The organism is Leucobacter allii, from assembly GCF_022919155.1.
Lineage (GTDB): Bacteria > Actinomycetota > Actinomycetes > Actinomycetales > Microbacteriaceae > Leucobacter > Leucobacter allii.
Genome location: NZ_CP095045.1, coordinates 1,279,797 through 1,298,492 on the forward strand (window position 1 = coordinate 1,279,797; position 18,696 = coordinate 1,298,492).

Below are 18,696 nucleotides of genomic sequence, written 5' to 3' on the forward strand. Positions count from 1 at the left end.
CCCATCATCGCCCGCCAGACGCTAGGAGCCCACGTGCCGCTGCGCCAGTTCACCTCGGAATCGGTCACCGAGGGGCACCCGGACAAGATCTGCGACCGCATCTCCGACACGATCCTCGACGCGATGATCGCGCAGGATCCGGGCGCCAGGGTGGCCGTCGAGACCCTCGTGACCACGGGACTCGTCCACGTCGCCGGCGAGGTCTCGACCTCGGGGTACGTCGAGATCCCGCAGCTCGTGCGCGATGCCGTGCGTGAGATCGGCTACACGAGCTCCGAGATGGGCTTCGACGCCGCCTCGTGCGGCGTGTCCGTGTCGATCGGACAGCAGTCGCCCGACATCGCCGGCGGCGTGGACGCGTCCCTCGAGGTGCGCAGCGGCGAGGACGCGGACGACGAGCTGAACCGGCAGGGCGCCGGGGACCAGGGCATCATGTTCGGCTTCGCGACGGACGAGACCCCCGAGCTGCACCCGCTGCCGAGCTGGATCGCGCACCGGCTCGCGGAGCGGCTCACCGAGGTGCGCAAGGCCGGCATCCTCCCCGAGCTCCGCCCCGACGGCAAGACCCAGGTCACGGTGGGCTACGACGGGGACCGTGCGGCGTCGATCGAGGCCGTCGTTGTCTCGACCCAGCACCACGCTGACCTCGCGCTGCCCGCCCTGCAGGAGGCCGTCGCGCGCGAGGTCATCCGCCCGGTGCTCGACCGCGTGGAGCTTCCGAGCGGCGGTGCCGAACTCATCATCAACCCCGCCGGCCCGTTCGTCGTCGGCGGCCCCATGGGCGACGCCGGGCTCACCGGGCGCAAGATCATCATCGACACCTACGGCGGGTGGAGCCGGCACGGCGGCGGCGCCTTCAGCGGCAAGGATCCCTCCAAGGTCGACCGCTCGGCGGCGTACGCGATGCGCTGGGTCGCCAAGCACGTCGTGCGGGCGGGGCTCGCCCGTCGCGCCGAGCTGCAGGTCGCGTACGCGATCGGCCGGGCCCATCCCGTCGGCCTCTACGTGGAGACCTTCGGCACGGAGACCGTGCCGGTCGAGCGCATCGAGCGTGCGGTGCGCGAGGTCTTCGATCTGCGCCCCCTCGCGATCATCCGCGATCTCGAGCTGATCCGCCCGATCTACGCGCGCACGAGCGCCTACGGCCACTTTGGCCGCGAGCTCCCCGAGTTCACCTGGGAGGCGACGCCGCGCATCGCCGAGCTGCGGGCCGCCGCGGGGGTCTAGCGGTGGCTCCGGCCTCGGCGGCGGAGCGCGCGGAGGCTCCGGGGGACCGCCCGGTCGCGCAGGTGCTGCTGGATTCCGCGCTGCCCCAGCTCGACCACCTGTTCGATTACGCCGTGCCGCCGTCGCTCGCGGCGGAGCTCCGGGTCGGGCAGCGGGTGCGGGTGCCGTTCCGCTCTCGCGAGCGGAAGAGCTTCGGCTACGTCGTCGGCTTCGCCGAGCGCAGCGAGTTCGGCGGCGAGCTCTCCCCGATCGCCGACATCGTCGGCCCCGTTCCCGTGCTGCAGCCGGAGATCTGGCGGCTCGCCCGCGCCGTGGCGGACCGCGCGGGGGGCTCCGCGGGCGACATCCTGCGGCTCGCGATCCCGAGTCGGCAGATCCGCGTCGAGAAGCGGCACCTGGCGGCCTCGGAGACGCCGGAGGACGCGATCGCCGCGGGATCGGAGCCCGGGGGCGTCGCGGAAGCGGGATCCGCCGCGGAGGCGCCGGAGGAGGTGCCAGCCGCGGAGTCGGCTGCCTCGGAGTCGGCTGCCGCGGAGCCCGGGGGGTCGGATGCGGCGGCCGGGGCAGCCGCGCCTCCGGCCGAGGCCGCCGTCGCCGCGGCGCTCGTCGCGGGCGAGCGGCTCGCGCTCACGGCCTCGCACGGCCCCGAACGGCTCCACACGGGGGAGTGGGTGGGCGGCTGGGCCGCGCAGCTCGCCAGGGTCGCGCTCGCGGTGCACGCGCTCGGCCGCAGCGCGATCCTCGTCGCCCCGGACTACCGCGACCTCGACCAGCTCCGCGACGCCCTCGACGCCCTGGGCGCGGGCGACGCGGTCGTCCGCGTCGATGCGCGGCAGTCGGGCGCCGAGCGATACGCCGGGTTCCTCCGCGCGCTCGACGCGCAGCCGCGGATCGTGCTCGGCAACCGCTCCGCCGTGTACGCGCCGGCGCACGCGCTCGGCGCGATCCTGCTCTGGGACGACGGCGATCCGGTGCTCGCGGAGCCGCTCGCCCCGTACGTGCACGCGCGCGACGCCGCGCTCGTGCGGGCCGAGCAGTCGGGCGCGGGGCTCTTCTTCGCCGCGCACGCGCGCAGCGCGGAGGTGCAGCGGCTCGTCGATCTCGGCTACGTGCGCGCGCAGCGCAATCCGCCGCGGCGCGCGGTCATCCGCCACGCCGATGCCGCGATGACCCCTGACGTCTTCGCGGGCCGCGTGCCCGAGTTCGCGGCCCGCACGATCCGCGGCGCGCTGCGGGAGGGACCGGTGCTCGTGCAGGTCGCCACGCCCGGCTACGCTCCGGTGGCCGTGTGCGGCGAGTGCGGTGAGCTCGCCCGGTGCCGCGCCTGCGGCGGGCCGATCGGCTTCCGCACCGTCGGGCGCGCCTCCTGCCGCTGGTGCGGCGAGTACGCCGCCGGCTGGCGCTGCGGCGGCTGCGATGGGCGGCGCCTCGAGGAGCGCGGCATGGGCTCGGCCCGCACCGTCGAGCAGTTCGAACGGCAGTTCGCGGGAGCGCGGGTGCTCCTCAGCGACGGCGAGCACCCGCGGGAGCGCGTCGACGGACGACCGGCGCTCGTCGTCGCGACGCGCGGCGCCGAGCCGCTCGCCGCGGGCGGCTACCGCGCCGTCGTGCTCCTCGACGCCGACCGGCTGCTCGGACTCGAGACCCTGCGCGCCGGTGAGGACTGCCTGCGGTGGTGGGAGAACGCCGCGGCGCTCGTCGCGGAGGACGGGGTGTGCCTCATGGCGGCCGGCGGCGGTCCCGTCGTCCGCGCCTTCGTGACGGGGCGCGTCGAGGAGTGGCTGCACGGGGAGCTCCGCGACCGGCACGCCCTGCGCTACCCGCCGGCCGTGCGCGTCGCGAGCGTCAGCGGCGGCGCCGAGGAGGTCGACCGCGCGCTCGCGGCGCTCGCGCAGCTCCCCGGCGTGGACCACCTCGGGCCCACCGCGATCCCCGCGGGCGGAGCCGCGAAGACGCCGCACGGGCTCGTCCGCGCGATCGTCCGCTTCGACTACGGGCAGGGTGCCGAGGTCGCCAGGCGCCTGCGCGGCGCGCTCGTCGCCGACGCCGCGGGATCCGCGTCCCGGACGCGCGGCCGCGCCCCGGGCCGGGCACGGCCCGAGGCGCTGCGACTCCGCTTCGACGACCGCGGCGTCTTCGACGGCTAGACGGTCGCGGGTGCTCCGGAGCGGAGCCGGTCGGCGACGAAATCGACGTCCTTGTCGCCGCGGCCCGACAGGTTCGCGATGATCACGGCGTCGCTCGGCAGCGTCGGCGCGAGCTTCGCGACGTGCGCGAGCGCGTGCGACGACTCGAGCGCGGGGATGATGCCCTCGGCGCGGGTGAGGAGCTGGAACGCGTCGAGCGCCTCGGCGTCGGTGACGGTGACGTACTCGGCGCGCCCGATCTGCTCGAGGTGCGCGTGCTGTGGCCCGACGCCGGGGTAGTCGATCCCCGAGCCGATGGAGTGCACCGGCGCCGGCTCCCCGTCGGAGCCGAGCAGCACCTTCGTCTGCATGCCGTGGATCATGCCGGGCACGCCGAGCGTCATCGTCGCCGCGTGGCGATCGGTGTCCAGGCCCTCGCCGGCGGGCTCGACGCCGATGATGCGGACGTCCTCGTCGGGCAGGAACGCGTCGAAGAGGCCCATCGCGTTCGAGCCTCCGCCGACGCAGGCGACGAGCGCGTCGGGCAGCCGTCCCTCCGCCTCGAGGATCTGCGCGCGCGCCTCGCGACCGACGACGGACTGGAAGTCGCGCACCATCGAGGGGTAGGGGTGCGGTCCCACGACCGAGCCGATCGCGAAGAAGTACTCCTCGGGCGCGGCCGCGTAGACGCCGAAGGCGGAGTCCACGGCCTCCTTGAGGGAACGTCCTCCCGCGTCGACGGAGACGACCTTCGCGCCGAGCAGCTCCATGCGCACGACGTTCGGGTGCTGCTTCGCGACGTCGATGGCTCCCATGTGGATCTCGCACTCGAGCCCGAGCAGCGCCGCCGCCGTCGCGAGGGCGACGCCGTGCTGGCCGGCGCCGGTCTCGGCGATGAGCTTCGTCTTGCCCATGCGCTTGGCGAGCAGCGCCTCGCCGAGACAGTGGTTGATCTTGTGGGCGCCGGTGTGGTTGAGGTCCTCGCGCTTGAGGTACACCTTCGCACCGCCGAGGCGCCGGGTCAGGTTCTCCGCGAAGTAGAGCAGCGAGGGCCGGCCGACGTACTTCGCGAGCAGGGCCTGCAGCTCCTCGAGATAGCCAGGATCCTGCGAGGCCTCCGCGTAGGCGGCGGCGACCTCGGCGATCGGAGCGGCGAGGAAGGGCGGCAGCGCGGCGCCGCCGAACTCGCCGAAGAAGCCGGCCTCATCGGCGCGGTAGACGGAGGGGGAATCGATCTGGGTCAATGCAGTGGTCCTTTGCTTCGTTGCGCCACTCGGAGACGACAAACGGCACCGTCTCGCGAGGAGCGCGGTGCCGGGTGCATGCAGCTGCGTACGGGGGACCGCCCTCAGGCGATCCACCACTCGCGCGCAACGTGCATGCGGCGAGTGTAGCAGGATCCGCGGACCCTGCCGCGGTGCGAGAATGGGGGGATGCGCATCGTCTTCGCCGGGACCCCGGAGGTCGCCGTCCCCAGTCTGCACGCCCTCGTCCGCGCGGGGCACGAGGTCGTCGGCGCGGTCACCCGCGAGGACGCACCGCTCGGGCGCAAGCGGGTGACCACGCCGTCGCCGGTCGCGACCGCCGCCGCCGAGCTCGGGATTCCGACGCTCAAGGCGAACCGGCTCGACGCTGCCGCCACGGAGTGGGTGCGGGGCCTCGCCCCCGATCTCGGGGTCGTCGTCGCGTACGGCGGGCTGGTCCGCGAGCCGCTGCTCTCGGCGCCGGTCCTCGGATGGATCAACCTGCACTTCTCGGAGCTGCCGCGGTGGCGGGGAGCGGCGCCGGTGCAGCGCGCGCTCCAGGCGGGCGAGCAGCGGCTCGGCGTGACGGTCTTCCGGCTCGTCGCCGCGCTCGACGCCGGGGACGTGCTCAGCCGCGACGCGCGAGAGTTCCCGCGCGGCACGTCCGCGGGGGAGGCGCTCGCCGCGCTCGCGGATTCGGGGACCTCCGCGCTCCTCGCCGCCGTCGAAGCGCTCGCCGCCGACCCCGCGGCGGGGGAGCCCCAGGACGGCGAGGCGAGCTATGCGCACAAGCTGGCGCGGGAGGACGGCAGGATCGATCTCGCCCGCTCCGCGGACGAAGTGCTCGCCCACTGGGCCGGGGTGACGCCCGAACCGGGTGCCTACGTGCTCCACGACGGGGCTCCGCTGAAGCTGCACGCGCTCGCCGCGGCACCCGACAGCACCCCCGACGCCGAGGGGCCCGCCGGGGCGCCGGTCGAGGGCGTGGCGGACCCGGCGGGGACGGTCACCCTCGAGCACGGCGCGGCGATCCTGCGGCTCGGCGGCGCCGACGGCACGGCGCGCACGGCGCTCGAGCTCGTGCGGGTGCAGCCCGCGGGCAAGCCGGCGATGGACGGCGCCGCATGGTTGCGGGGCCGCGGCGGGAAGGCGGTGCTCGCGTGAGCGGCGCGGGCGCACGAGGTCCTCGCGGCGGCGCCTCTCGCGGCGGCGCTCCCCGCGGCGGCGCGCCTCGCGCGCGCATCTCCGCGGCGCGCCTCGTCGCCTACGACGTGCTGCGCGACGTGGAGGAGCGCGACGCCTACGCCAACCTCGCCCTGTCCGCCCGCATCGGGGACGCCGGGCTCGCGGCGCGGGACGCCGCGCTCGCGACGGAGCTCGCCGCGGGCGCGCTGCGCTGGCGGGGACGCTACGATCGCATCATCGAGCTCGCCGCGGAGCGCCCGATCGACCGCATCGACCCCCGCACGAGGAACGTGCTCCGCCTCGGCGTCCATCAGCTGCTCGGCATGCGGACGGCGTCGCACGCCGCCGTCAACGAGAGCGTCGAACTCCAGCGCCGCGTCGCCAATGCCTCGGCGGCCGGCTTCGTCAACGGCGTGCTGCGCGCGATCGGACGGGAGACGGATGCGGCGTGGGACGCGCGCATCGACGCCGAGGCGCGCACCGCGGACGACGCGCTCGCGGCGCGGAGCTCCCACCCGGGCTGGGTGCTGCGCGCCCTGCGCGACGCGCTGCGGGCGGAGGGGCGCGCCGACGAGCTCGAAGCGCTGCTCGGCGCCGACAACGATGCGCCGCGGGTGAGCCTCGCGCTGCTCCCGGGCGCCGGCATCGAGCCCGAGGAGGTCGCCGCGCGCGAGGAGTCGCTCGCGGTCGTCGGCCCGTCGCCGATCGGGCTCGAGCTCTCGGGCGGGGACCCGGCGCGCGCGATCGCGCGCAGCGGCGCGGCCCACGGCTTCGCGCGCGTCCAGGACCAGGGCTCGCAGCTCGCAGCGCTCGCCCTCGCACGGGCGCGCGAGGCCGCAGCGGGGGAACGCTGGCTCGATCTCTGCGCCGGCCCGGGGGGCAAGACCGCCGTGCTCGGCGCCGAGGCGCTCGCCGCAGGGGCGCGGCTGCGCGCGAACGAGGTTTCCGCGCACCGCGCCGAGCTCGTGCGGCGATCGGTCACCGGCGTCGCCGAGGCGGTCGAGGTGGTGTCGCACGACGGGCGGGAGGCGGCGGCCTTCGGCGGCGACGACGCCCGTTTCGACCGCATCCTCGTCGACGCGCCGTGCTCGGGGCTCGGAGCGCTCCGGCGGCGCCCCGAAGCGCGCTGGCGGAAGCGTCCCGCGGACCTGCCGGAGCTCACCGCGCTGCAGGGGGAGCTCCTCGACGCGGCGGTCGCGCATCTCGCCCCGGGCGGATTGCTGGCCTACGTCACCTGCTCGCCGCACCTCGCGGAGACTCGGGTCGCGGTCGAGCGCCTGCGGCGGCGGCGCCCGGCGCTCGAGGAGCTCGACGCCCGGGCGGTGCTGCAGGGGATCGCCCGCGGACCGCTCGACCTGCCCGAGGGGCCGGGAGCCGCGCAGCTCTGGCCGCACCGGCACGGCACCGACGCGATGTTCATCGCCCTGCTCACCCGGGCGGCCTGAGCGGCGGCGCTCGCGGATGTCGGCGGCTGCGCCTACGCTGATCCCATGAGCAGCGCAGCCGTCGCACCGATGACGCCGCCTCCCGGAGGGATGCGGACCTTCCTGCACGTGCTCGTGAACACGGCGGTGGCGAACCTCACGACGAACTTCCTCTGGTTCGCGGTGGTGTTCTGGGTGTACCTCGAGACGCGCAGCATCATGGCGACCGGCGTGCTCGGCGGCGCCTACATGATCCTCATCGCGCTGAGCTCGATGTGGTTCGGCTCGCTCGTCGATCGCTATCGCAAGCGCCGGGTGATGCTCGTCTCGGCGTGGGCCTCGCTCCTCGCCTTCGCCGTCGGCATCGGCGTCTTCTTCGCCGTGCCGGGCGACGTGCTGCTCGACCTCGGCGGGCCGTGGTTCTGGATCTTCACCCTGGTCGTGCTCGCGGGCTGCGTCGTCGAGGTGCTGCGCAATCTCGCGCTGTCGACCACCGTCACCCTGCTCGTGCCGGTCGAGCGGCACGCGAACGCCAACGGCCTGGTCGGCACGGTGCAGGGGATCGCGTTCATCGCCACGAGCGTCTTCAGCGGGCTCGCCGTCGGCCTGCTCGGGATGGGGGCGACGCTGCTCATCGCGCTCGGGCTCGTGGCGCTCCCCATCGTGCATCTCCACCTCCTGCGGATCCCCGAGCCCGAGATCGCGCACGATCCCGGTCGCTCCGCCGTGGACTTCCGCGGCGGGATGGCGGCGATGCTCGCCGTGCCCGGGCTGTTCGCGCTCGTCATCTTCACGATGCTCAACAACCTCTCCGGCGGCGTCTTCATGGCGCTGCTCGACCCCTACGGGCTCAACATGTTCCCGGTCGAGTGGTGGGGCATCGTCTTCGGGATCGCCTCCACGGGCTTCATCGTCGGCGGCGCGGTCGTCGCGAAGCGCGGTCTCGGCGAGAACCCGATCCGCACGATGCTCGTGCTCGTCGGCGTGCTCGGAGCGCTCGGGGCCGTGTTCACCGTGCGCGAGCTGCCCTGGCTCTTCGTCTCGGGGATCTGGCTGTTCATGGCGCTCATGCCGGCGATCGAGGCGGCCGAGCAGACCGTCATCCAGCGCGTCGTCCCCTACGAGAAGCAGGGGCGCGTCTTCGGCCTCGCGATGACCTTCGAGGCCGCGGCGGCACCGATCACGTCCTTCCTCGTCGCGCCCATCGCCGAGTACTGGATCGTCCCCTACATGGACGAGGAGTCCGGGCGGCGGGACTGGGGGTGGCTGCTCGGGGCCGGGGACAGCCGCGGCATCGCCCTCATCTTCCTGTGGTCCGGGCTCGCGATGATCCTGCTCGCCGTCGGCGCCTCGCTCACGCGCTCCTACCGGCTCCTCTCGCGGAGCTACTCCCAGACCACCTCGGGCACCGGAGCCGAGAAATCGACGGAGGGCGTGAGGAACTCGCCGCCGTAGAGCAGCTCCCCGCTCACGATCTCGCCGCCCAGCACCGCCTCGACGCGCGTGGAGACCGGGAGGTACGCGGAGCCCGTGACGCGCCCCGGTGCGGCCGGGTCGATCACCGGCTCCAGCTCCAGAAGGGCGGCCTCGCCCTCGGGACTCAGCGTATGGGCGATCGTGCCGTCGATGGGCGCGGCGCCGTCCGAGAGCTCCGCCTCGATATCGAGCCCGCAGGGCGTGACGAGCGTCGTCATGGCGAGGCACGCGTGCGCGGACTCCGCGACGAGCGCGCGGAACTCGGCCGTCGCGGCATCCGTGAGTCCCGGCCGGGCGTTCGCGAGCAGCTCGACATCGTCCTCGTCCGCGATGCTGAACGCGGCGGCCCCGTCGCCCGCCTCGAACTCCTCGATCCCCAGCTCGAGTTCGTAGCTCCCGGGGAAGGCCAAGGGGAAGGCGTCCCGCGGCTCGACGCCGTTGACGCGAGTGCCGAAGCCGTCGAAGCGGGAGAGCGGCAGCATGACGAGGCCGTCCGAGATGGTCCAGCCGTCCCCGGAGCTCCAGAGCTGGAAGCGGCGCTCCACGCGGCGCTCGCCCAGCGTGAAGCCGGCGTCGACCTCGGCGCGGAAGGAATCGTCGGAGGCCGTCGGCTCCACCCGGACGTCCCCGAGCGGCGCGAGGGCGTTCGAGCGCGCGAGCACGGCGTCGCTGAGCAGCGCGTCCTCCGCGGTGCCGCCCGCGAGGGCGCGCGCCGTCTCGGCGTCGCCGGCGGCCAGGGCCTCGAGGAAAGCCGTTACGGTGCCGGCTGCGGTATCCGGCTCGCCCTCGGCCTCCGCCGCCGACGTTCCCGGCGCGTCGGCCGCGGGCCCCGTCCGCGGAGCGAAGGCCGAACCGAGCGCGGAGACGCCGAGGCCGAGCACGAGGAGCGCCGCGACCCCGCCGGCGATCCAGAGTCCCGCGCGCTTCGCCGCCGTCCCGGCACGGCGGCGGGGGGCTGCGCCCGACGCGGAGGCGGGCGCCGTGGAGACGGAGGCGGGTGCCGCCGCGGCAGCGGCGACGGGCGCCGCCGGAGCCGCTGTCGGAGCGGCCGGAGCGGCCGGAGCCGCTGTCGGAGCGGTCGGAGCCGCTGATGGTCCGGGCGCCGGGGGTGCCGGCGCTGCCGGGGCCGTTGGCGCCGCTGCCGCTGGCGGCGCTGCCGGGGTCCCCGGGGCCGCCGGCGGAGCGGACTCCGCGGCCAGATCGGCGGCCCGCGCCCGCGCGGGGTCCGTCGGGGCGTTCGGCGGCGTCCGGCCCGCCGATGCCGCGAGACCCTGCGGCAGCCCGAACCCCTCGGGCGGAGCGAAGTCGCGCGGCGGCGCCAAGCCGGGCGACGGGGCGAGTCCGGGGGAGGGGGCGAGGCCGCGCGGCGGCTCCGCGCGGAGCCAGGGTTCCGCGTCGCGGGGCGGCTGCGCGCGCGGTTCGGGTCCGCGGGCGCTCCGCGGCTCGGGCAGCTCCTCGTCCATGGCTCCAGCCTAGAGGTGGCGACGGGTCCGCGGCGCGCGGTCGACCGTCGTGCCGGGCGCGCCCGACCGCGTAGGCTGGGCGGGTGACCGCGCAGCGCATCAACCCGAGCATCCTGTCCGCCGATTTCGTGAACCTGCAGGCCGAGCTGGAGGCGATCCGCTCCGCAGACCTCGTGCACGTCGACGTCATGGACAACCACTTCGTACCGAACCTCACGATGGGACCGCCGATCGTGGAGCGGATCCAGGCCGTGTCGCCAATCCCGCTCGACGTGCATCTCATGATCGCCGACGCCGATCGCTGGGCCCCCGGATACGCCGAGCTCGGCGCGAGCTCCGTCACCTTCCATGCGGAGGCCGCGGCGGATCCGGTCGCGCTCGCCCGCCGGCTCCGGGAGATCGGCGCCCGCGCCGGCATCGCGCTGAAGCCCGGCACCGACCCGGAGCCCTACCTCGAGCTGCTGCCCGAATTCGATCAGGTGCTCGTCATGACCGTCGAACCCGGGTTCGGCGGGCAGTCGTTCATGCCCGACATGATGCCGAAGCTGCGCCGCTTCGCGGAGGCGAAGCGGCGGCTCGGGCTCGAGGTCTGGCTGCAGGTGGACGGCGGGGTCTCCGTCGACACCATCGGGATCGCGGCCGAGGCCGGCGCCGACACCTTCGTGGCGGGCTCGGCGGTCTACGGCGGCGTGCCCGAGGAGCGGATCGCCGAGCTCCGCGCCGCGGCGGCGGCGCACGCGCACTGACGCGACGCCGGAACACGATAGCCTAGTGACGTGAAATCGTTCGATGCGCTCTTTGCCGAACTCCGTCTGAAGGCCGAGACCCGGCCGGAGGGGAGCGACACGGTCGCGCGTCTCGACGCGGGCGTGCACGCGATCGGCAAGAAGATCGTCGAGGAGGCGGCCGAGGTCTGGATGGCCGCCGAGTACGAGTCCGACGAGGCCTGCGCCGAGGAGATCAGCCAGCTGCTGTACCACCTGCAGGTCATGATGCTCGCCAAGGGGCTGAGCCCCGAGGACGTCTACAGGCATCTCTAGCGTCGGCGCCCGGACCCCGTCCGCGGCCCCGACGCTCGCCGACGCTCGCACGCACTCGGCCGGCCCCGGCCACTACGGAAGGATTCCACAGACCATGCTTCGCATCGCGGTGCCCAACAAGGGCTCACTCTCGGAGGTCGCGGCGCAGATGCTCGCCGAGGCCGGCTACTCCGGTCGCAAGGACAGCCGCAAGCTCGTCCACGCGGACACGCGCAACGACGTCGAGTTCTTCTACCTGCGCCCGCGCGACATCGCCACCTACGTCGGCTCCGGCGCCCTCGATGTCGGTATCACCGGGCGCGATCTGCTCCTGGACTCCGGCTCCGAGGCGCGGGAGATCGCCGAGCTCGACTTCGCGGATTCGACGTTCCGCTTCGCGGCGCCGGTCGGCAGCGGAATCGCCGACCTCGCGCAGCTCGCCGGCAAGCGCGTCGCCACGAGCTATCCGAAGCTCGTCGACGACTTCCTGCGCGCCCGGGGCGTCGTCTCGACGCTCGTGCGGCTCGACGGCGCCGTGGAGTCCGCCGTGCAGCTCGGCGTCGCCGACGCCGTGGCCGACGTCGTCTCGACCGGGGCGACGCTGAAGGCCGCCGGGCTCGAGATCTTCGGCCCCGTGATCCTCGAGTCCACGGCGGTCCTCATCGGCGGGCCGAGCGAGGACCCCGGCATCGAGCGCCTGCTGCGCCGCCTGCGCGGCGTGCTCGTGGCCCGCAAGTACGTGATCATGGACTACGATCTGCCGGCCGAGCAGCTCGAGGCCGCGTCCGCTGTGGCCGGCGGCATCGAGTCGCCCACGGTCTCGCCCCTGAAGGACGGGGCCTGGGTGGCCGTGCGGGTGATGGTCCGCGCCGACGAGGCCAACGAGGTCATGGACCGGCTCTACGACCTCGGCGCCCGTGCGATCCTCGTCACGGCCATCCACGCGGCCAGGCTCTGAGGGGGGCGCGGACGATGCCGATCGCGACCCGCGTGATCCCCTGCCTCGACGTCGCCGCGGGGCGTGTGGTCAAGGGCGTCAACTTCCTGAACCTCCGCGACGCGGGGGATCCCGTCGAGCTCGCCGCGCGATACGCGGAGCAGGGCGCCGACGAGCTCACCTTCCTCGACGTCACCGCGACGGTTGACGACCGCTCCACCACCTACGACGTCGTGCAGCGCACCGCCGAGCAGGTGTTCATCCCGCTCACCGTCGGCGGCGGGGTGCGCAGCGCCGAGGACGTGGCGCGGCTGCTCGGGGTCGGCGCCGACAAGGTGGGCATCAACAGCGGCGCGATCGCCCGGCCCGCCGTGATCGGCGAGATCGCCGATCGCTTCGGCGCGCAGGTGCTCGTCCTGTCCCTCGATGTCACGCGCAGCGCGCGCATGCCCTCCGGCTTCGTCGTGACGACCCACGGCGGCAAGCGGGAGACCGACATCGATGCGATCGCCTGGTGCCGGGAGGCGGTCGAGCGCGGCGCCGGCGAGCTCCTCGTGAACTCGATGGACGCCGACGGCACGCTCGCCGGCTTCGATCTGGAGCTCACGGCGCTCGTGCGGAGCGTCTCGGCGGTGCCGGTGATCGCCTCGGGCGGCGCGGGGCGGCTCGAGCACTTCGCCCCGGCCGTCGAGGCGGGGGCCGACGCCGTGCTCGCGGCCTCCGTCTTCCACGACGGCACCTTCACGGTCGGCGAGGTGAAGCGCGCGCTCGCGGAGGCCGGGCACGAGGTGCGGCTGACGGACGGGGCCGGGCGATGACCGCGCCCGATCCGGTGCCCGCGGAGCTCGTCTTCGGGGAGACCGGACTGCTTCCCGCGATCATCCAGGACGATGTCTCAGGCGAGGTGCTCATGCTCGCCTGGATGGACCGGGAGGCCGTGCGCCGCACGCTCACCACGGGCCGCGTGACCTTCTGGTCCCGGTCCCGTCGGGAGTACTGGAGGAAGGGCGACACCTCCGGGCACCGGCAGTACGTGCGCGGCGTCGCGATGGACTGCGACGGCGACACCCTCCTCGTGCGGGTGATCCAGATCGGCGCGGCGTGCCACACCGGCACGCGCAGCTGCTTCACCGACCGCGAGATCCCGGCGCTCGTGGGGGATCCGGACGCCGAGGCCGGATCGGGAGGCGCCGCCGCGCCGGGAGCCGATGCCTGAGCGGGGCGAGCGGGTCGCCGGCCGCGCGGCGGACGCTAGGCTGGGACGGTGACCCTGACGACCACGCGCGCCGAGTTCGAGGCCGCGCGACGCTCCCACGCCGTGATCCCGGTCTGCCGCGAGATCTTCGCCGATGCCGACACCCCGGTCGGCATCTACCGCAAGGTGGCCGGCTCCCGCCCGGGCACCTTCCTCCTCGAATCCGCCGAGCAGGGCGGGGTGTGGACGCGTTTCAGCTTCGTGGGCGCCGGCAGCTTCGGCGTGCTCGGCGAGCGCGACGGCCGCGCGCACTGGGAGCCGGCGGGCCCCGCCGTGCCCGAGGACCGGATCCTCCCCGGCGGCGTCGCCCGGCTCGCCCCCGTCGCCGCCCTGCGCGCGGTCTACGAGCGCTGGCGCTCGCCTCAGGTGCCGGGGTTGCCGCCGCTCGCGAGCGGCTTCGTCGGCTACCTCGGCTGGGAGACCGTGCGGCAGTTCGAGCGCCTCGAGCACGGGCCGACGGAGGGGCCGGGACTGCCCACCCAGGGGCTCAGCTTCGTGTCGGAGCTCGTCGTCATCGACCACCGGGAGGGCAGCGTCGTGCTCCTCGCGAACGTGCTGGGCGACCCGGCGAACGACTCCCCGGACGACGTGGCGTCGGGCGACGCGCTCTGGGCCGATGCCCAGGCGCGCCTCGACGCGCTCCAGGAGGCGCTCGCCGCGCCGTCGCCGTCGCCGCTCGGCGTGCTCGATCGCGCCGCGGAGCCCGATCCGGCGCGGCTCACCGAGACGCCGGCCTACGTGGCGGCCGTCGAGGCCGCGAAGCGCTACATCGTCGACGGCGACATCTTCCAGGTGGTGCCCTCCCAGCGCTTCGATCAGGAGTGCGCCGCCGACCCGCTCGACGTCTACCGGGTGCTGCGCCACCTGAACCCCAGCCCCTACCTGTACCTGCTGCAGCTCGTCGACGCCGCGGGGGAGCCCTTCGCCGTCGTCGGCTCGAGCCCGGAGGCGCTCGTCACGGTGCACGAGACCGGCCAGGTGATGACGCACCCGATCGCGGGCTCGCGCCCCCGCGGCGCCACGGTCGACGAGGATCAGCAGCACGAGCGCGAGCTCCTCGCCGACGAGAAGGAGCGCGCCGAGCACCTCATGCTCGTCGACCTCGCGCGGAACGACCTGCTGCGGGTGTGCGAGCCCGCGTCGGTCGAGGTCACGGAGTTCATGCGCATCGAGCGCTTCAGCCACATCATGCACATCGTGTCCTCCGTCGAGGGCCGCACCCGTGCCGGGGTGAACCCCGTCGACGTGTTCCGGGCGACCTTCCCCGCGGGCACCCTGTCCGGCGCGCCGAAGCCGCGCGCGCTCGAGATCATCGACGAGCTGGAGCCCGTGCAGCGCGGCGTCTACGGCGGCGTGGTCGGCTACTTCGGGCTCGGCGGCGCCGCGGATCTCGCGATCGCGATCCGCACCGCCACCATCTCGGGCGGCATCGCGATGGTGCAGGCGGGGGCAGGCGTCGTGGCCGACTCGGTCCCGGAGACGGAGGACGCCGAGTGCCGCAGCAAGGCCGCGGCGCCGCTGCGCGCGATCGCCATCGCGAACACCCTCGCGGAGCTCGCGGTCGGGGAGACAGGCGGACGTCATGCGCGCTAAGCTCTCCACGCTCGCCGCGGTCGCGCTCTCCGGCGGGCTCGGACTCGTCGCCGGATCCCAGCGCTGGGTGTCCTTCATGCTCGAGACCGAGCACCGCGTCGAGACGGTCGCGGGGAACGACGTCAATTCGGCGCTCGCCCCCGTCTCCATCGCGGTCGTCGCCGCCGCTCTCGCGCTCACGATCGCGGGACCCGTGTTCCGCCGCGTGCTCGGCGTCCTCGTGGCGCTGCTCGGCGCCGGCCTCATCGCCCTGACGCTGGGCGTCGTCGTCGATCCGCTCTCCGCGATCCGCGGTCGGATCACGGCGCTCACCGGCATCGCCGGATCCGATACGTCGGGGATGGTCGTCTGGCACGAGCTCTCGCCGTGGGTGTGGGCGAGCGTCGTCGCGGGCGCCGTCGCCGTCCTCGGCGGCATCGCGGTCGTGGTCGCCGGCGGCCGCTGGGCGGCGGCCGGCCGCAAGTACGATGCGAAGCCCCGGGCGGAGGCCTCCGGCGCGCCCGACCGCATCTCCGACTGGGATGCGCTCAGCGGCGGCGACGACCCGAGCGAGGCCGGCGGCGACGCCGACCCCGGCCGCGATATCCGCTAGGCTTGACCCATCCGCAGTTGTTCAGAGGAGATTCATGAGTACCCAGCACGGAGACCCCGGTCACGGTGATTCGCCCGCCGCATGGACGGCGGTCGTGGTGATGCTGCTCGGCATCGCAGCCGGCACCGTCTTCTTCTTCCTGCACAACGCCGCCATGGTGTGGGTGTGCGTGGGCGTGGTGATCGTGGGAGCGCTGCTCGGCTGGATCCTCTCGAAGGCCGGCTTCGGCGTCAACGGCCCAAAGTACAGCCCCCAGACCCACGACTGAAGTGCTCGAGCAACTGCTGGCGGGCTCCCTCGAAGACGCGCGGACCCGCAGACAGCTCCGACCGTACGCCGTGGTCGAGGCCGAGGCGCTCGCGCGCCCGGCCGCCCTCGACGCGCTCGAGGCGCTCGCGCCCGCCGAGCACATGAAGGTGATCGCCGAGGTCAAGCGCGCGAGCCCCTCGCGCGGCGACCTCGCCGAGATCCCCGAACCGCACGCGCTCGCGGCCCAGTACGAGGCGGGCGGCGCGAGCGCGGTCAGCGTGCTGACCGAGGAGCGCAAGTTCAAGGGCTCCCTGGCCGACCTCGAGGCGGTGCGCAAGGCCGTCAGCATCCCGGTGCTGCGCAAGGACTTCATCGGCGACGAATACCAGGTGCTCGAGGCGCGCGCCGCGGGCGCCGACCTGGTGCTGCTCATCGTCGCCGCGCTCCCGCAGGCGCGGCTCGTCGCGCTGCACGAGCTCATCCGCGGGCTCGGCATGACCCCGCTCGTCGAAGCGCACTCCGCCGAGGAGGTGGCCCGCGCGGTCGACCTCGGCGCGCAGCTCATCGGCGTGAACGCCCGCGACCTGCGCAGCTTCGAGCTCGACCGCGAGCTGTTCGGCCGGGTCGCCGATCAGATCCCCGCCGGCGTCATCCGCGTGGCGGAGTCGGCGGTCCTCGACGTCGCCGACGTCGAGCGCTACCGCGAGGCCGGCGCCGACGCGGTGCTCGTGGGCGAGGCCCTCGTCACCAACGACCCCATCGCCACGCTGAGCGCCTACACCAGCGTCTGACCCGGACAGGCAGCATGACCACACACGAGAGCCCCCAGCCCGACGGCGCCCGCGCTCTGCGCGACGCGCGGGGCCCCTTCTTCGGCGAATACGGCGGGCGGTTCATGCCCGAGTCGCTCATCGCGGCGATCGACGAGCTCACCGAGGCCTATGCGGAGGCGCAGGCCGACCCCGCCTTCGCGGCCGAGCTCTCCGAGCTGCTGCACTCCTACGCCGGACGCCCGTCGCCGATCACCGAGGTGCCCCGTTTCGCGGCGCACGCGGGCGGCGCCCGCATCTTCCTCAAGCGCGAGGACCTCAACCACACGGGCTCCCACAAGATCAACAACGTGCTCGGCCAGGCGCTGCTCACGAAGCGGCTCGGCAAGCCGCGCGTCATCGCCGAGACCGGGGCGGGGCAGCACGGCGTCGCCACGGCGACGGCAGCCGCGCTGTTCGGCCTCGAGTGCACGATCTACATGGGCGAGGTCGACACGGAGCGCCAGGCGCTCAACGTCGCGCGCATGCGGCTGCTCGGGGCGGAGGTGGTCCCGGTCACCGCGGGCTCCCGCACCCTCAAGGACGCCATCAACGAGGCCTACCGCGACTGGGTGGCTTCGGTGGACCGCACCAATTACATTTTCGGCACGGCGGCCGGTCCGCACCCGTTCCCCGCGATGGTGCGCGACTTCCAGAAGATCATCTCGGAGGAGGCGCGCGCGCAGCTGCTCGAGCGCGCCGGCCGTCTGCCCGACGCGGTCGTGGCCTGCGTCGGGGGAGGCTCGAACGCCATCGGCATGTTCGACGCCTTCCTCGACGACGCGGAGGTGCGCCTGTACGGGGTCGAAGCCGCAGGGGACGGCATCGACACGGATCGGCACGCGACCTCGATCGAGCGCGGCCGCCCCGGCATCCTCCACGGCGCGAAGACCTACGTGCTGCAGGACGAGGACGGGCAGACGATCGAGTCGCACTCGATCTCCGCAGGGCTCGACTATCCGGGCGTCGGACCCGAGCACGCCTGGCTCTCCGACATCGGGCGCGCCGAGTACATCCCCGCGACCGACGACGAGGCGATGCAGGCGCTGCGGTTGCTCAGCCGCACCGAGGGGATCATTCCGGCGATCGAGTCCGCGCACGCGCTCGCGGGAGCCCTCCGGATCGGCAAGGAGCTCGGACCCGAGGGGCTCATCGCGGTGAGCCTCTCCGGGCGCGGCGACAAGGACATGGCGACCGCGGGCCGGTACTTCGGCCTGCTCGACGAGAACGCGGCGGGGGCCGAGGGATGACCGGGCACGACTCCCAGGTGGCCGCGGCGATCCGCGCGGCGCGGCGCGACCGGCGCGGGGCGCTCGTCGGCTACCTCCCGGTGGGCTTCCCCGACCTCGAGACGAGCATCGACGCCGCGATCGCGATGGCCGAGAGCGGCGCCGACGTGCTCGAGCTCGGCGTGCCCTACTCCGATCCCGTGATGGACGGCGCCGTGATCCAGGAGGCGACGCAGACCGCGCTCGCCGGCGGATTCCGCCTGCACGACGTCTTCGAGGCGGTGCGGCGCGTGCGCGCCGCCGTCGACGTGCCGATCCTCGTCATGACCTACTGGAACCCCGTGCTGCAGTACGGCGTGGAGCGCTTCGCGCGCGAACTCGTCGAGGCCGGCGGGGCGGGCCTCATCACGCCGGACATCACGCCGGACTCGGCGGCGGACTGGATCTCCGCGAGCGAGCGCTTCGGGCTCGACCGGGTCTTCCTGGCGGCGCCGAGCTCGAGCGACGCGCGGCTGCGGCTCGTCGCCGAGTCGAGCACCGGCTTCGTCTACACGGTCTCCACCATGGGGATCACGGGCGAGCGCGCGCAGCTCGACGCCGCGGCGCGCGGGCTCACGGCGCGCCTGCGGGAGCAGGGCGCCGAGCTCGCCTGCGTGGGGATCGGCATCTCCACCGCCGAGCAGGTGGCGGGCGCGCTCGAGTACGCCGACGGCGCGATCGTCGGCACGGCCTTCGTCCGCGCGCTCCGCGACGGCGGTGTGGACGCGCTCGCGCGCACCGTGCGCGAGATCGCCGCGGGAACCGCGCGCTAGGATTGACCCCGGTGCCGCGACGGGACGATCCGCGCGGCCGACGAGACGAGACCCCC

Annotated in this window: 18 protein-coding genes; 16 read left to right on the plus strand and 2 right to left on the minus strand. The window is 74.3% G+C overall.

The features are described from left to right. Nucleotides 1-33 precede the first annotated feature (33 nt). Nucleotides 34-1,227, plus strand: a complete 1,194-nt coding sequence (gene metK / locus MUN78_RS05935; RefSeq protein WP_244729437.1) for a methionine adenosyltransferase — start codon at nucleotides 34-36, stop codon at nucleotides 1,225-1,227. Between the two features lie 2 nt (nucleotides 1,228-1,229). After that, a complete protein-coding gene (locus tag MUN78_RS05940) occupies nucleotides 1,230-3,374 on the plus strand; it encodes a primosomal protein N' family DNA-binding protein (protein WP_244729439.1) in 2,145 nt (714 codons plus the stop codon). On the opposite strand, the gene trpB (MUN78_RS05945) is transcribed toward MUN78_RS05940, so the two are convergent. After that, nucleotides 3,371-4,597, minus strand: a complete 1,227-nt coding sequence (trpB, locus tag MUN78_RS05945; protein ID WP_244729441.1) for a tryptophan synthase subunit beta — start codon at nucleotides 4,595-4,597, stop codon at nucleotides 3,371-3,373. The two genes, MUN78_RS05940 and trpB (MUN78_RS05945), sit on opposite strands and share 4 nt — an antisense overlap. A 189-nt stretch (nucleotides 4,598-4,786) precedes the next feature. Here trpB (MUN78_RS05945) and MUN78_RS05950 point away from each other — a divergent pair, with 189 nt between their 5' ends. Genes MUN78_RS05950 through MUN78_RS05960 form a run of 3 tightly spaced genes read left to right on the plus strand, consistent with a single transcriptional unit; the run spans nucleotide 4,787 to nucleotide 8,661 of the window. Beyond that, nucleotides 4,787-5,761 (plus strand): methionyl-tRNA formyltransferase, encoded by a 975-nt coding sequence (locus MUN78_RS05950; protein WP_244729442.1) that lies wholly within the window; start codon nucleotides 4,787-4,789, stop codon nucleotides 5,759-5,761. Continuing rightward, nucleotides 5,722-7,227 (plus strand): RsmB/NOP family class I SAM-dependent RNA methyltransferase, encoded by a 1,506-nt coding sequence (locus MUN78_RS05955; RefSeq protein WP_429952302.1) that lies wholly within the window; start codon nucleotides 5,722-5,724, stop codon nucleotides 7,225-7,227. Before MUN78_RS05950 ends, MUN78_RS05955 begins: the two co-directional genes overlap by 40 nt. A 45-nt stretch (nucleotides 7,228-7,272) precedes the next feature. Beyond that, nucleotides 7,273-8,661 carry an MFS transporter gene (locus MUN78_RS05960; RefSeq protein ID WP_244693605.1) on the plus strand — a complete coding sequence of 463 codons (1,389 nt, stop codon included), beginning with the start codon at nucleotides 7,273-7,275 and terminating at the stop codon, nucleotides 8,659-8,661. Here the strand turns inward: MUN78_RS05960 and MUN78_RS05965 are convergent. Then, a complete protein-coding gene (locus MUN78_RS05965) occupies nucleotides 8,592-10,145 on the minus strand; it encodes a hypothetical protein (protein WP_244729444.1) in 1,554 nt (517 codons plus the stop codon). The genes MUN78_RS05960 and MUN78_RS05965 overlap by 70 nt on opposite strands. An 83-nt stretch (nucleotides 10,146-10,228) precedes the next feature. Between MUN78_RS05965 and rpe the strand changes: the two genes are divergently transcribed. The 11 genes from rpe to trpA all read left to right on the plus strand — a co-directional run bounded on the left by rpe (nucleotide 10,229) and on the right by trpA (nucleotide 18,640). Beyond that, nucleotides 10,229-10,891: a ribulose-phosphate 3-epimerase gene (rpe, locus tag MUN78_RS05970; protein WP_244729446.1), complete on the plus strand. Its 663-nt coding sequence runs from the start codon at nucleotides 10,229-10,231 to the stop codon at nucleotides 10,889-10,891. A 30-nt stretch (nucleotides 10,892-10,921) separates the two neighbouring features. Continuing rightward, nucleotides 10,922-11,185: a phosphoribosyl-ATP diphosphatase gene (locus tag MUN78_RS05975; protein WP_244693608.1), complete on the plus strand. Its 264-nt coding sequence runs from the start codon at nucleotides 10,922-10,924 to the stop codon at nucleotides 11,183-11,185. Between the two features lie 94 nt (nucleotides 11,186-11,279). Continuing rightward, nucleotides 11,280-12,122 carry an ATP phosphoribosyltransferase gene (hisG, locus tag MUN78_RS05980; RefSeq protein WP_244729448.1) on the plus strand — a complete coding sequence of 281 codons (843 nt, stop codon included), beginning with the start codon at nucleotides 11,280-11,282 and terminating at the stop codon, nucleotides 12,120-12,122. Nucleotides 12,123-12,136: 14 nt separating this feature from the next. Then, nucleotides 12,137-12,919 carry an imidazole glycerol phosphate synthase subunit HisF gene (hisF, locus tag MUN78_RS05985; RefSeq protein ID WP_244693610.1) on the plus strand — a complete coding sequence of 261 codons (783 nt, stop codon included), beginning with the start codon at nucleotides 12,137-12,139 and terminating at the stop codon, nucleotides 12,917-12,919. Further along, nucleotides 12,916-13,317, plus strand: a complete 402-nt coding sequence (gene hisI, locus MUN78_RS05990) for a phosphoribosyl-AMP cyclohydrolase (protein WP_244693611.1) — start codon at nucleotides 12,916-12,918, stop codon at nucleotides 13,315-13,317. Before hisF ends, hisI begins: the two co-directional genes overlap by 4 nt. 48 nt (nucleotides 13,318-13,365) lie before the next feature. Further along, on the plus strand, nucleotides 13,366-14,949 hold the full coding sequence (locus MUN78_RS05995; RefSeq protein WP_244729450.1) for an anthranilate synthase component I: 1,584 nt from the start codon (nucleotides 13,366-13,368) through the stop codon (nucleotides 14,947-14,949). Next, nucleotides 14,939-15,541, plus strand: a complete 603-nt coding sequence (locus MUN78_RS06000) for a Trp biosynthesis-associated membrane protein (protein WP_244729452.1) — start codon at nucleotides 14,939-14,941, stop codon at nucleotides 15,539-15,541. Before MUN78_RS05995 ends, MUN78_RS06000 begins: the two co-directional genes overlap by 11 nt. A gap of 34 nt (nucleotides 15,542-15,575) precedes the next feature. Further along, complete coding sequence (locus MUN78_RS06005) at nucleotides 15,576-15,809, plus strand: DUF6704 family protein (protein ID WP_244693614.1); 234 nt, start codon at nucleotides 15,576-15,578, stop codon at nucleotides 15,807-15,809. Between the two features lies 1 nt (nucleotide 15,810). Beyond that, nucleotides 15,811-16,581, plus strand: a complete 771-nt coding sequence (trpC, locus tag MUN78_RS06010) for an indole-3-glycerol phosphate synthase TrpC (RefSeq protein WP_244693615.1) — start codon at nucleotides 15,811-15,813, stop codon at nucleotides 16,579-16,581. 14 nt (nucleotides 16,582-16,595) lie between these two features. Next, entirely contained in the window at nucleotides 16,596-17,849 is a 1,254-nt protein-coding gene (trpB, locus tag MUN78_RS06015) for a tryptophan synthase subunit beta (RefSeq protein ID WP_244693616.1), read from the plus strand. Further along, entirely contained in the window at nucleotides 17,846-18,640 is a 795-nt protein-coding gene (trpA, locus tag MUN78_RS06020; protein ID WP_244693617.1) for a tryptophan synthase subunit alpha, read from the plus strand. Before trpB (MUN78_RS06015) ends, trpA begins: the two co-directional genes overlap by 4 nt. The last annotated feature ends 56 nt before the right edge of the window (nucleotides 18,641-18,696 follow it).

Excerpts from the sequence above, each read along its gene's own strand:
- MUN78_RS05950 (WP_244729442.1), top strand. The coding sequence starts at position 4,787 with ATGCGCATCGTCTTCGCCGGGACCCCGGAGGTCGCCGTCCCCAGTCTG.
- MUN78_RS05955 (WP_429952302.1), top strand. The coding sequence starts at position 5,722 with ATGGTTGCGGGGCCGCGGCGGGAAGGCGGTGCTCGCGTGAGCGGCGCG.
- MUN78_RS05960 (WP_244693605.1), top strand. The coding sequence starts at position 7,273 with ATGAGCAGCGCAGCCGTCGCACCGATGACGCCGCCTCCCGGAGGGATG.
- MUN78_RS05965 (WP_244729444.1), bottom strand. The coding sequence starts at position 10,145 with ATGGACGAGGAGCTGCCCGAGCCGCGGAGCGCCCGCGGACCCGAACCG.
- hisG (WP_244729448.1), top strand. The coding sequence starts at position 11,280 with ATGCTTCGCATCGCGGTGCCCAACAAGGGCTCACTCTCGGAGGTCGCG.
- hisF (WP_244693610.1), top strand. The coding sequence starts at position 12,137 with ATGCCGATCGCGACCCGCGTGATCCCCTGCCTCGACGTCGCCGCGGGG.
- hisI (WP_244693611.1), top strand. The coding sequence starts at position 12,916 with ATGACCGCGCCCGATCCGGTGCCCGCGGAGCTCGTCTTCGGGGAGACC.
- MUN78_RS06000 (WP_244729452.1), top strand. The coding sequence starts at position 14,939 with ATGCGCGCTAAGCTCTCCACGCTCGCCGCGGTCGCGCTCTCCGGCGGG.
- MUN78_RS06005 (WP_244693614.1), top strand. The coding sequence starts at position 15,576 with ATGAGTACCCAGCACGGAGACCCCGGTCACGGTGATTCGCCCGCCGCA.
- trpB (WP_244693616.1), top strand. The coding sequence starts at position 16,596 with ATGACCACACACGAGAGCCCCCAGCCCGACGGCGCCCGCGCTCTGCGC.
- trpA (WP_244693617.1), top strand. The coding sequence starts at position 17,846 with ATGACCGGGCACGACTCCCAGGTGGCCGCGGCGATCCGCGCGGCGCGG.